The organism is Afipia massiliensis, from assembly GCF_014203115.1.
Taxonomy (GTDB): Bacteria; Pseudomonadota; Alphaproteobacteria; order Rhizobiales; family Xanthobacteraceae; genus Afipia; species Afipia massiliensis.
The window spans coordinates 23,129-33,919 of the sequence record NZ_JACHIJ010000014.1 but is presented as its reverse complement, the minus strand read 5'-3'; the positions used below and the strand labels follow the sequence as shown (position 1 = coordinate 33,919).

13 protein-coding genes and 1 pseudogene are annotated in these 10,791 nt (G+C 56.6%); 9 read left to right on the top strand and 5 right to left on the bottom strand.

All coding sequences use genetic code 11. The features are described 5' to 3' along the window. Positions 1 to 505 (top strand): carbonic anhydrase (locus HNQ36_RS25730; RefSeq protein WP_283814071.1); only part of this gene is annotated, 505 nt, incomplete at its 5' end. 1 nt (position 506) lies between these two features. Then, positions 507 to 999 (top strand): annotated as a pseudogene (locus HNQ36_RS25725) (molybdenum cofactor synthesis domain-containing protein). A 58-nt stretch (positions 1,000 to 1,057) separates the two neighbouring features. Here the strand turns inward: HNQ36_RS25725 and HNQ36_RS26010 are convergent. After that, positions 1,058 to 1,195 (bottom strand): hypothetical protein, encoded by a 138-nt coding sequence (locus tag HNQ36_RS26010; protein ID WP_210312222.1) that lies wholly within the window; start codon positions 1,193 to 1,195, stop codon positions 1,058 to 1,060. 223 nt (positions 1,196 to 1,418) lie between these two features. On the opposite strand from HNQ36_RS26010, the gene HNQ36_RS25720 reads away from it, so the two are divergent. Beyond that, positions 1,419 to 2,252 (top strand): universal stress protein, encoded by an 834-nt coding sequence (locus HNQ36_RS25720; protein WP_184090735.1) that lies wholly within the window; start codon positions 1,419 to 1,421, stop codon positions 2,250 to 2,252. A 159-nt stretch (positions 2,253 to 2,411) separates the two neighbouring features. On the opposite strand, the gene HNQ36_RS25715 is transcribed toward HNQ36_RS25720, so the two are convergent. Both HNQ36_RS25715 and HNQ36_RS25710 read right to left on the bottom strand, forming a co-directional pair. Beyond that, positions 2,412 to 2,594 (bottom strand): hypothetical protein, encoded by a 183-nt coding sequence (locus HNQ36_RS25715; protein ID WP_184090768.1) that lies wholly within the window; start codon positions 2,592 to 2,594, stop codon positions 2,412 to 2,414. Between the two features lie 112 nt (positions 2,595 to 2,706). Next, positions 2,707 to 3,978, bottom strand: a complete 1,272-nt coding sequence (locus tag HNQ36_RS25710; protein ID WP_246395553.1) for an MgtC/SapB family protein — start codon at positions 3,976 to 3,978, stop codon at positions 2,707 to 2,709. On the opposite strand from HNQ36_RS25710, the gene HNQ36_RS25705 reads away from it, so the two are divergent. From HNQ36_RS25705 to HNQ36_RS25690, 4 genes are all read left to right on the top strand, one after another. Continuing rightward, a complete protein-coding gene (locus tag HNQ36_RS25705; RefSeq protein ID WP_184090732.1) occupies positions 3,952 to 4,566 on the top strand; it encodes a hypothetical protein in 615 nt (204 codons plus the stop codon). The two genes, HNQ36_RS25710 and HNQ36_RS25705, sit on opposite strands and share 27 nt — an antisense overlap. A gap of 368 nt (positions 4,567 to 4,934) precedes the next feature. Continuing rightward, positions 4,935 to 5,783 (top strand): universal stress protein, encoded by an 849-nt coding sequence (locus HNQ36_RS25700; RefSeq protein WP_184090729.1) that lies wholly within the window; start codon positions 4,935 to 4,937, stop codon positions 5,781 to 5,783. A 72-nt stretch (positions 5,784 to 5,855) separates the two neighbouring features. Beyond that, positions 5,856 to 6,410, top strand: coding sequence for a cytochrome b (locus tag HNQ36_RS25695; RefSeq protein ID WP_184090726.1), 555 nt, complete (start codon positions 5,856 to 5,858; stop codon positions 6,408 to 6,410). After that, positions 6,407 to 7,666 carry an APC family permease gene (locus HNQ36_RS25690; RefSeq protein ID WP_184090722.1) on the top strand — a complete coding sequence of 420 codons (1,260 nt, stop codon included), beginning with the start codon at positions 6,407 to 6,409 and terminating at the stop codon, positions 7,664 to 7,666. Before HNQ36_RS25695 ends, HNQ36_RS25690 begins: the two co-directional genes overlap by 4 nt. 172 nt (positions 7,667 to 7,838) lie before the next feature. On the opposite strand, the gene HNQ36_RS25685 is transcribed toward HNQ36_RS25690, so the two are convergent. Both HNQ36_RS25685 and HNQ36_RS26365 read right to left on the bottom strand, forming a co-directional pair. Beyond that, positions 7,839 to 8,276, bottom strand: coding sequence for a Rap1a/Tai family immunity protein (locus HNQ36_RS25685; RefSeq protein WP_184090719.1), 438 nt, complete (start codon positions 8,274 to 8,276; stop codon positions 7,839 to 7,841). A 16-nt stretch (positions 8,277 to 8,292) separates the two neighbouring features. Further along, the gene (locus HNQ36_RS26365; RefSeq protein WP_246395552.1) at positions 8,293 to 8,796 is read right to left on the bottom strand and encodes a universal stress protein; all 504 of its coding nucleotides are present in this window, start codon (positions 8,794 to 8,796) and stop codon (positions 8,293 to 8,295) included. A 505-nt stretch (positions 8,797 to 9,301) separates the two neighbouring features. On the opposite strand from HNQ36_RS26365, the gene HNQ36_RS25675 reads away from it, so the two are divergent. Together HNQ36_RS25675 and HNQ36_RS25670 are read left to right on the top strand one after the other, a co-directional pair. Next, on the top strand, positions 9,302 to 10,045 hold the full coding sequence (locus tag HNQ36_RS25675) for a CBS domain-containing protein (RefSeq protein ID WP_184090714.1): 744 nt from the start codon (positions 9,302 to 9,304) through the stop codon (positions 10,043 to 10,045). After that, positions 9,961 to 10,701 carry a LysE family transporter gene (locus HNQ36_RS25670; RefSeq protein WP_184090711.1) on the top strand — a complete coding sequence of 247 codons (741 nt, stop codon included), beginning with the start codon at positions 9,961 to 9,963 and terminating at the stop codon, positions 10,699 to 10,701. The genes HNQ36_RS25675 and HNQ36_RS25670 overlap by 85 nt, the downstream gene beginning before the upstream one ends. Positions 10,702 to 10,791: the final 90 nt, after the last annotated feature.

Here is a 10,791-nt window from a genome sequence, read left to right as displayed (position 1 = left end):
GCTGTCGGTGCTGGAGTTTGCGGTCGAAACGCTGCAGGTGAAACACATCATTGTGTGCGGCCATTATGGCTGCGGCGGCATTCGCCGGGCGTTCGAGCCGCCGGATGGCGGCGGTTTGGTCGATCACTGGCTGGCGCCGGTGCGGGAAATGTGCCGGCGGTGCGCGCCCGATCTCGCGCGGCTTCCGACTGAAGCGGCCAGGATGGACCGCGCCTGCGAACTGAACGTCGAGCTTCAGCTACGGCGGGTCGCCGCCACGCCAATTGTTCGCAGCGCTTGGCAGCGCCAGCAGTCCGTTACGGTTCACGGTTGGATCTACGGCCTGGGCGATGGGTTGTTGCGCGATCTCGGACTGAAACTGTCGTCGCTTGACGATGCCGAAAGCCTCGACCGCGAAAACGAGTATGCGGGGCTCGCCGAACCGATCACCATGGTTCGTCGCCATGCCGAGGAAGCGTTCGCAGGGCTGACGATGTTGGAACCGCCGCTTCTGGAGGAGGGCTGAGATGCCGGACAATCTGCTGGCACGGATCGGCGTGCTGACAATATCCGATCGCGCCAGCCGCGGCGAATATAAGGATGTCAGCGGGAAGGCGATCAACGATTTCCTTGGCCGGGTACCGAAAGCGTGGCGCAGGCGCTGACCGAGATGTCAGATCGAGAGGGGCGACCTAATCCTGAACCACCGGCGGCACCGGGCCGGCGCCGCGGGATCTGATCCTGGAAGCAACGCGGATGGTCATCACGCGCGAACTGGAAGGATTTGACGAACTGATACGCCGGATCAGCCTCAAACAGGTGCCGACCGCCATTCTCTCCCGGCAGACCGCCGGAACGCGCGGAAAGTGCGTGATTGTCAACCTGCCGGGACGTCCCTCGGCAATCGATATCTGCCTGAACGCGGTCTTTCCCGCGGTTCCCTACTGCCTCGATCTGATCGGTGCACGACGAATAGAGGTAAATCCAGATGTACCCGTTGACCGGCGTCTGCCATCCTAATTGGGACCGAAAACTAAGGCTTTGCCGCCTTTTGTCTGGGCGCGAATGCGGCCAACCATTAGCCAGTGAAACGGGAGCCGAGCATCACGGCAAGCGCTCGATTGGTAGGGTCGATGTCGAAATCTTCTGCGACAATTTTCGCTCCGCTGCCGCGAATTTTCGGAGGAATACGGGTGATCAGCTTTGATCGCCGCATCCAAGATTCTCTTTCTGCATGGATTGAAATGGGTCGCTGCCGTGGTCACCTTCTCCGATTAGCTGGATGCAACCGTGATCTCAGATGGATGGAGACGCCGTGTCGGACCAGATTGGTGCGATATCTATTCTAGCTGCTTTCCAAGAAGTTGATATGCGTCAATCGCGTGTAATCGACGTGGCGGCATACTTTCCAAGGTCGGCATCGTATTTTGGAGAAAATCATGTTCAAGGACATTATCCTTAATCTGGAGCGTGATAAGTCGCGCGATAGCGTTCGTGACTATGCTATCTCGATAGCCGAGGCGTTCGACTCGCATATCGCAGGAGTAGCTTTCGCCGATGGCAGCGGTATTCCAGGTTTCCTCACGCCGGATTTTCCGCCCCAAGTTCTCGCGGGTATCATCGCCGAGCAGGAAAAGTCAGCACGCGATGCAGTCGCGCGTTTTGAAGTGGCGGCCAAACGGAGCCTTCTCTCGGTGGAGCCTCGGCTGGTTACTCAGAGCGAGTCTGGGCCGCCCAGTATGTTTTCCGCGATGGCCCGGCGTTTCGATCTGAGCGTTGTGATGCAGTCTTATGATGATCAGGAGGCGAACAACGATATCTTGATCGAGGCGACGCTATTCGATTCGGGGCGGCCATTGATCGTCGTGCCTTATATTCAGAAGGACGGCTTGAAATTCGACCGGATTGTGTGCTGTTGGGATGGCAGCCGAGCCGCAACGCGTGCAATTAACGATGCGCTACCGCTGCTGAAGAAGTCTCAAGCTGTGGAACTGTTTATCGTGCGCAATGAAAAAACCGCAGGCGAGCGTGAAATTCGTGGCGTGGAGATCGGCAGCCATCTTGCACGTCATGGGATCAAGGTGGAAGTCGAAACGATGCCTGCGGCCGATATTGATGTAGCCGATGCTGTTCTGTCGCACGTCTCGGATTGTTCGGCGAACATGATCGTGATGGGCGGCTACGGGCATTCCCGTCTGCGGGAGTTTGTCTTCGGCGGTGCGACCCGAGGAATACTATCGACGATGACGGTGCCCGTCTTCTTGTCGCACTGAATCCGGATCGTTACTTGAAGTCGCTATCACGGCTGTCAATACAGGCGATGGTGCTAGGTGTCGGCAAAGCAAGGGCTCCCGCGGCTGTCTGACGTAATGTCGAGCTGACCGTGATCCTTTGACGTCAGCAAGGTTTTGAAGCTTTTCAATGCATATGATCTAGAACTTCCGTCGGCCAGGCCAGAAGGCGGCGATGCCGACCAGCGCGGCGACCAGCACGGTCGCGACCATCATTTGCAACACTTCAAAATTGAGAGCATCGCGTGCGACGAACAGCACGGTAATTGGAGCCGCGATATACAGCAGAATGCGCACGATCCAAGCCATGATCGACTTCTCCATTTCTGAAGATTCTGTCAATCAGTCGATACAGCAGAACGAGCTCTATCGATTTGACTTGCGTCAAGTTGTCAGCCGCGGACATTCATTGCGAATGCCTGCTGATCATTTGAGGTTATCCAAGAATTTGCCACGTTGTCGCGGCGAGTCCTGCAACAATGGCAACGACGCTGATTCCGCCTACCAGTATTCCAGTGTCTCGCCCTCCGGCCCATCCGGAAATCGCGGCCTTCGAGATCGTGTTGATACAGACCGCAATGATAATGGCTCGAGCAGCTGTGTTTAGCTCGAGATATCCCCCACCCAAGCGAGCCATCGAGATAGTCACGGCATCGACGTCAGCCACACCGGATAAAGCGGCGACAATCAGTACTCCGGTGCTTCCGAATGCTTGGCGAGTGATTTCGGCGACCAAGGTTACAGTGCCGATAAAGGCAGCCGATTTGAGCGCGGTTCCGAACGCCAGTGGATTGTGTATCAGGAGTTTTGGCATGTGCCGTTCGGTATTGCTTGCCAGCAAGATTATGGCTCCTGTTGCGAGGATGGCGGCAGCGCTGGCAAGCGGCAGGACAAGAGGACCAAACAACGCTCGATTTAGCGCTATTGCTACCACCGCGACGCGAGCCATCATGACAGCGCCGGCGATCAGGATGCCGGCGCTGAGGAGTTTGAAAGAGCCGGGATGCGCTCGAATGAGTCCTGCGAAGGTCAGGGTCGCGACGGTCGATGATGCCAGACCGCCGGCGATTGCCGTCATCACGATGCCTAGGCGATCTCCCAGTATCCGGACCGCGACGTATCCCACAAAGGATATCGCAGCTGTCAGAATGGCGAGCAGCCAGATTTCATAGAGGTTGACCGAATTCCAGGGATCAACCGTCCGGTTCGGAAGAATCGGCAGCAGCAGGAACGACATCGCGAGCAGAATGAGGACTGCACGGAGCTCCTGCCACGTAAGTGACGCGATCCGGCTGTGTAACCATTCGCGTAAGGCAAGAAGACCGGTCATTGCAACGGCGCAGCCGATCGCGATGCGAGGATCGCCTGCGACGGACATCGTTCCGAGCAAGAATGTCAACATCCCGGCGACGACGGACGTCACACTCACGTTCCGTTCCGCCTTGGCCTCAAGCAAATGGAACGCAGCGAATGCTGCCGAATAGCCAAGAAAGGCAAATCCGATAACCAAACCGTTAGTTTGAAGTGCAACGGTTCCGGTCACGCCGCCCAGCAGGCCGGACAGCGCAAACGTCCGAAACCCCGCGGCTCGTTGGTGATCTTGCTCGTCGCGGGTGCGCCAGCCGCGCTCCAAGCCGACGAGCAGACCGATGGCCAGCGAAGTAGCGAGGCGGCTGAGAATTTGGCTCTGATCCATAACCGCGTTCATCTTTTCATCCCTGGTTTCGATGAAGCAGATTTCGCCAATCTTGCTCTGGCGCTGACGGTAAGTGATTCATTGCCGCTCAAATCGTTCTGCCTCGGCAGCTCTGCGCAGGTGCCTTGGCAATCTCAAAGTTCGATGATGGCGAAGTTGTTCGAAAAGCAGTGGCTCCTGTTTGACGTAAATCAAGGAGTATCCAACGGAAATATGCACTCTTTGAATGTATACTTGTGGAGGCATCCCATGTCTGAAGCACAGAATGTCAAAAAGACCGCGAGCGGGACCGGCAGCATTGCTAATCAACTTGTCGGTATGAACAAGCGATCCATCGATCTGTTCTTCAGTGTTCAGAAGGCTGTTCTTGAAGAGCTAATCGATGTGAGCAATGATGCGCTTGAACATACGAGCGCTAAGTTTTCGCTTGCGAATGAATTCGCGTCCAAGATCGCAGAAGCGCACTCGGCGAATGGTCTCAAACAGGTTTACGCGGAATGCGGGAAGCATCAGGTAGACTTTATCCGTCGCGATAGCGAGCGGGCTTTCAAGCACTGGCAACGTTTTCTCGAGCGAACCTCAAAAGTTTTCATAAATTAGATCACTTGTTACGCTCAGCACGATTGGACGTCATCTATCAGCAGATCTTGAGTTTCGACCTGATCACAAGGTCAGGCTTAGAGCGCGGCAATTCTTCGGCGAGCGAGCTCTGCGCAGAAAGACGGCGCGATCAACCATCATCGCCTGCACCCGCTGCAAGCTACTGGTACTCGACGCGTCCAACCTCAGATCTCTAATTTCCCGTGGTCCTCATATTGCCGAACGCATCACCAAATCGCCTCCGGGCGGACTAGCCAAGAAGATGAGGCGGTCAAATGTTAGGTGGATTTTCGGGGCTTGAGATGAATCAAGAGGCGACCCGCGTTCGACGATAAGGAAAGAGAAAGGTATTTTGAAAAGGAGCAGAAATGGCATTCGAGGATATTCTGGTTTCCCTGACGACTTATCCTGAGCGAACCCGGTCATCAGGGATCGATGATGCCGTCACCCTTGCGGTCGCGCTTGGATCCCGTATTTCCGCCATCGCTTGCGAAGTTAGAGTGCCTGCGCCGGCTAGTCCGATGGGTAGCGCCCTGCTGAATGTCCCGGCTTTGGTTTCCGCCGAACTGAAGAAAAGTGCGGCTGCAGCCGCGCAAGAGTTGACTGAATTTAGAAAGGCCGCCGAACAGAAGGGCGTGTTTCAGGATGTCATTCTGGAAAAATGCCCGACGTCGGAGCTTCCTGATCTGGTCACTGATTATGCCCGCTTGAGGGATCTCACCATTATCCCGATGCCCGATATCGATACCGTCGAGCGATGGCTCGCCGAGACCCTGATCTTCGGTTCGGGGCGACCCACAGTTGTTCTGCCGGAGCGGCCGAGATGGAGCAAGGCGGTTGCGCTGGACACGGTGGTGGTCGCTTGGGATTTCAGCCGGAATTCCTCGCGCGCGGTGGCTGATGCCTTGCCAATTCTTAAGAAAGCGAAGCTGGTCTCTGTATTGACGGTGATCAATGAGAAGGTTTTTTCCAGCGGGCGTTCCGGCACCGAACTTGCGAAATATCTGGCCCGTCATGGCGTCAATGTGGTTCTCGACGAAGTCGATGCCGCGGGCCGCGACATCGCCAGCGTGTTTGAGTTGCATATGACGTTGCGCGATGCGGATCTCCTAGTGATGGGTGCTTATGGTCATTCGCGTTTTCGTGAATTTGTCCTCGGCGGCGCGACCAGAAGCATGCTCTTGCGTCCGCCTGTCCCGGTGTTTCTCTCGCATTAATGTAGCTTGGGCCGTTTCGTGCAGGTCAAAGGCTATGTTGGAGGCTCGGATAGCGTTGTCGGGAGGCTTCGTATGCATCTTAAAAGCACAGCTCAGAGCTACAGCGCGGTCACCAAGATTCTGCATTGGTTGATGGCTATTCTTGTCGTGACTTGTTGGATGCTTGGCGTTTTGACGAACGATGCGCTGAAAGTATCGAGCCGCACCGTCACTCTATTTGTTCACATCGCGGTAGGATTAGCGCTGCTTGATGTTCTCGTGCTGCGAGCGCTCTGGCGTGCCATGTCTTCGCCGCCTCCGGCCGAGCGCCCGATATTTGGGATATGGCCCAGGGTTGGCAGGTTGATGCACTATCTGCTGTACGCGATGCTTCTGATGGTGCCAGTCACCGGCATCCTGCTTCAATTTTCCGTTGGTAAGGGCCTGCCGCTTTACGGTGTTGCCGAAATTCCCTCACCTCTAGCGTTCGATGCCACGTTCGCAATCATTATGACGGAAGTGCACGAACTGTCCGCTCACTCGCTGATGATACTGGCGGCCACTCACGCGCTTGCGGTCCTCGTGCATCATTATGTGTTTCGCGATCGTACTCTTGTGCGGATGCTGCCGCGCTCGAACGGTTCATGACAGGTCACCCGCCCCAAGCTCTCGCCGGCACGCCGTCCAACGCGCCGGTCGCTCCCACCATGCTCAAGCGACGGCTTGGGCTGCCGTTGCTGGTTCTCTACGGCACTGGCATTACTGTCGGCGCAGGTATCTACGTGCTCATTGGCGCCGTCGCCGGTCACGCCGGTGTCTACGCACCATGGTCGTTTCTTCTCGCCGCGGCGATCATGGCGCTTACTGTGGCTTCGTATATTGAACTATCGACGCGGTTCCCGGTCAGCGCAGGCGAGGCGGCCTATGTGAAGGCCGCCTTCGAGTCGCGCCTTTTGTCGATTTTGATAGGCTTGCTGACGATCGGCATTGCGACGGTTTCTTCCGCAGCCGTAGCACTCGGGTCCGCCGGTTACATCCAGCAGTTTTTGGATTGGCCACGGGAACTGATCGTCATAGCAGTCGTAGTTCTGCTCGGGGCCGTCGCGGCGTGGGGCATTCTCGAATCGGTGGTGTTGGCCAGCCTGTTCACGTTGATCGAAGTGGGCGGTCTTGTTGCGATCATTGCATTCGCTGTCTATTCGGACGTTCCGATCGGGGCTGCGCTCTCGAATGTTCCACCTTTGGAAGTCACCACGCTCTCCGGCATTGCGTTCGGCACCCTGCTGGCTTTCTTCGCCTTCATCGGATTTGAGGATCTTGTCAATGTGGTTGAAGAGGCCGAGCAGCCGTATCGCGATATTCCGCGCGCAATGGTTTTGACACTTCTGATATCGACGGCGCTGTATGTTCTCGTTGCAGCCGTCGCTGTTTGCACAGTGTCAATTGAACGCCTCGCGTTGTCGCCGGCACCGCTCAGCTTGGTCTTTCGCGCCGTGGCAGAGGTCAATCCGAGGACGATCAGCCTCATCGCGATTGTGGCAACGCTGAACACGATTTTAGCCCAGATGACCATGGCGTCGCGCGTGATATACGGATTGGCGCGCAGCGGGGATTTTCCGCAAGTACTCGCGCGAGTGTCTGCCGCCACGGGAACGCCCGTCGTTGCAACTTTACTGATTGTGGCTTGTGTGATTCCGCTCGCGCTGTCGGTCCCATTTGCATGGCTGGCGGAAGGAACTTCGTTGGCAACTCTTGTGGTCTTCGCCTCCGTTAATATAGCGTTACTAAGATTGAGGTATCGCGGCGTATTGTCGGCGGAGCCACATGTCTCCGTACCGATCTGGGTTCCTGGGTTGGGCGTAATCGCCTGTCTTGCAATGATCGCAAGCTCGCTTCTTAGGTGACCGATCAACGAATCCTAATCAGCGAGTTTAGCATCGGACAGCGCGGTCTCTCAGGGCGAATATCTTTCTTCGTCTTGCGTTGAAAACACGCTTACGGATAGGTCGGCAAAATGCAGATTGAAAACCTACTAAACCCGATATGCGTGACAATTGGTGAGCGTCGGTCCGAACTCTACCGGGAGGTGGGGATAGGGGGACAAGGCCATGCCTTCTGCAAGGAAGCGTCTAGTACGTCAATCGTGGCCTTCCTTCGCTCCGCCGGATTTAGCAGTAGGTAGTCGCAGAAGATATCGGCGGCTTGATAGGGGATGTCCCCGCCCGGAGTACAGTAATTGCGAACGGCTACCCAGGCCTTCTTCAACCCAAATTTCTCTATCTCACTTCGTTTCAGAGCCCCTTCAAGGGCTGCTGCGATCGTGTCCGAATCCATGTCAGCCCTCTCCAGAGCGCCGGAGACGTATGCGATGACGATTTCGCGGTTTGAACGCTTGCAAAATTCTAGCATGCGAACTCCGTCGGCTTCGGCGATCTGGGGTAGGAAAAGCCCGAGCGCTATTCCCGCGGCGAGCATCCGCCGGTTTGCCGCGATGACTATCTCTCTGGTTAACATCCCTGGACCTTACGCTCTAGTGAGACAGCATGATCCAGCCCGGCGGGTTCATCAGAACCGAGCGCGTCGCGCCACCGAGGATGAATTCCCGCAGTTTCGAGTGCCCGTAAGCACCCATCACCAAGAGATCGGAGTTGTGAGCGGCGACATAGTTCTCGATAAAGCTGCCGATGGTGTGCTGGTCGGTCTTCTTCACCTCCTCGTAAATGGCGTCGACGCCTTCCGAGGTGAGTTGCTGTGCGAACTCGCGCCCGCGTGCTGCCGACGGCATCGGTTTGTCGTCCGTTGCCGAGAATATCCTGACGTGAGACGCGCGGCGCAGAAACGGCATGGCGTCGCCGACGGCACGGGCCGCGGGCCGGCTGCCGTCCCACGCGACTGCGATGTTTGCGAAGGATCCCGCCAAAGGGCGAGCTGGGCGCTCCGGAAATATCAAAACGGGACGGCCTGACTCGAAAATCAGGCGTTCTGCGATCTCCTGATGGTGACTGTCGTCGCGGCGAACAGGGAGAACAGCCATGTGATGAACGCGAGCCTCCTCCACCAAAAGACGGAGGCTTTCATAAGGGTTCCGTTTCTCGATTCTGCACTTCGTCAGAACAGGGCGATCCATTGCGATCTCCCGGAAAGTGTTCGCGAGATCGTTGGCATTCGCTGCACTTTTCCTTGCTTCGGCCTCTAGGAATTCTCCGACGTGAGCGCCCTCGAAATACAGTCCAGGTTCGATCTCCGTTTCCAGAACGAGGACTGAGATGCGCGTACGAACTTGCCGGCGAGCTTTGGCAGTATCGCACGGCTTCGACAAGCTTTCCGCGAGATCTACCACCGCGGCGATGGCCGCTGCATCGGTGGGCTCCGGATAGTTGAGGAGCGGAAAAAAGACATCACGAATGGCCATGGCGAATTCTCCCTTTCGCACATGATGCAGGGGAGGCCGTAAGCTGTCTTGATCTGGATCAGGAGTATCGCTTCCAAGAGGACTAGTCTTCCAGACAGCCCAGTGGTGTCGACCTTAGGAGGAGCGAATGAAGGCCCATCACATCATGACCCATCATGTCATCACAATCGATCCCGATGCGACGCTGGCCGACGCCGCCCGACTTATGCTTGCCAATCACTTCAGCGGTCTGCCCGTCGTTGACGCAAAGGGCGAGCTTGTCGGCATTGTGACGGAGCGGGATTTCCTTCGCAGGCAGGAGCTTGATACTCAGCGGAAGAGGCCGCGCTGGCTTGAATTCATCCTAGGTCCTGGCCGTATGGCCGAGGATTATGTGAAGACGGCAGGCCGGAAGGTGCGCGAGGTCATGACGCGAAATCTTTACACCGCGACTGAAGAGACCCTCCTGGCCGACATTGTTGTGCTAATGGAAAAGAATCATATCAAACGCGTGCCTATCATGCGTGGAAATAAGATCGTTGGCATGGTCAGCCGTCAGAATTTTGTCCAGGCTGTGTCAAGTCTGTCGCGAGGTCTGCCAGATCCGACGCTGGATGACACCAGTCTCCGTAATCGCATCCTTGCGACCGTCGAGGATCACCACTGGGCGCCGATCGGGATCAATGCGATCGTCCGGAACGGCGTTGTCGACCTGTGTGGTGTCATAACTGACGAGCACGTTCGTCAGGCTATCATCGTTGCGACGGAAAATGTCCCAGGTGTTGAACGGGTCCACGATCACCTCGTGTGGGTCGATCCGATGTCCGGCATTTATCTTCTTTCACCGGAGGAGGAGATGGAGAATCCTTCCGTGCAGGCGAAGGCATCGTAAACGATGCTGATGCAACAACCCTAATTCTCAGGGTCAATCCATTGCTAAAATTCGCCTTCACCGTATTTCTGCTGGAACTGACGCCCGGGCCGAATATGGCTTATCTTGCAGCGTTATCTCTAGCGCGCGGCCGCGTCGCGGGGCTCATTGCGACCGCGGGGATCGCACTTGGCCTCGCCACCCATGCCGTTCTTGTGGCTCTCGGTGCGGGAGCTGCTATCCAGAGCTATCCGATTCTGTATGAATCGCTTCGATGGGCCGGTATCGCCTATCTTCTCTTTCTGGCTTGGGAAGGTTGGCAGCCTGCGCCGGACACTCTGTCCAAGGGATCGCTTGTTCCAGGCGTTGCAGGGTCTCTTTTCTGGCGGGGATTTCTGTCGAACGTCTTCAATCCGAAATCGATTCTGTTCTTTCTGTCGGTCGTGCCGAGCTTCGTCGATCCAGCCAGCACGCGATCCGTCGCCCTTCAGCTGGCAACGCTTGGCACGGTCGCCGTTGCAGTCGCTTCGATCGTTCATTCGGCCATCGTAATTGCGGCGGATCAATCGGGCCGATGGATCGCGGATAGCCGTATGCGCAGCATAGTCCGGCGCACGCTCTCGGCGATACTAGCGCTGATGGCGATTTGGCTGGCTTGGGCGGCTATGTATGGCTAACCGACGCTGAGCGCGGCACCGGCCGCTGAGAGATTATGAACTGTGCAGATTACCAGGCGACTGCCAACCATGATCGATCCTGCCTTATGA

What these genes read in the sequence shown, in the direction of transcription:
- HNQ36_RS26010 (WP_210312222.1), bottom strand. Translation starts at nt 1,195, where the DNA reads ATGCGGCGATCAAAGCTGATCACCCGTATTCCTCCGAAAATTCGCGGC.
- HNQ36_RS25720 (WP_184090735.1), top strand. Translation starts at nt 1,419, where the DNA reads ATGTTCAAGGACATTATCCTTAATCTGGAGCGTGATAAGTCGCGCGAT.
- HNQ36_RS25715 (WP_184090768.1), bottom strand. Translation starts at nt 2,594, where the DNA reads ATGGAGAAGTCGATCATGGCTTGGATCGTGCGCATTCTGCTGTATATC.
- HNQ36_RS25710 (WP_246395553.1), bottom strand. Translation starts at nt 3,978, where the DNA reads ATGAACGCGGTTATGGATCAGAGCCAAATTCTCAGCCGCCTCGCTACT.
- HNQ36_RS25700 (WP_184090729.1), top strand. Translation starts at nt 4,935, where the DNA reads ATGGCATTCGAGGATATTCTGGTTTCCCTGACGACTTATCCTGAGCGA.
- HNQ36_RS25695 (WP_184090726.1), top strand. Translation starts at nt 5,856, where the DNA reads ATGCATCTTAAAAGCACAGCTCAGAGCTACAGCGCGGTCACCAAGATT.
- HNQ36_RS25690 (WP_184090722.1), top strand. Translation starts at nt 6,407, where the DNA reads ATGACAGGTCACCCGCCCCAAGCTCTCGCCGGCACGCCGTCCAACGCG.
- HNQ36_RS25685 (WP_184090719.1), bottom strand. Translation starts at nt 8,276, where the DNA reads ATGTTAACCAGAGAGATAGTCATCGCGGCAAACCGGCGGATGCTCGCC.
- HNQ36_RS26365 (WP_246395552.1), bottom strand. Translation starts at nt 8,796, where the DNA reads ATGGCTGTTCTCCCTGTTCGCCGCGACGACAGTCACCATCAGGAGATC.
- HNQ36_RS25675 (WP_184090714.1), top strand. Translation starts at nt 9,302, where the DNA reads ATGAAGGCCCATCACATCATGACCCATCATGTCATCACAATCGATCCC.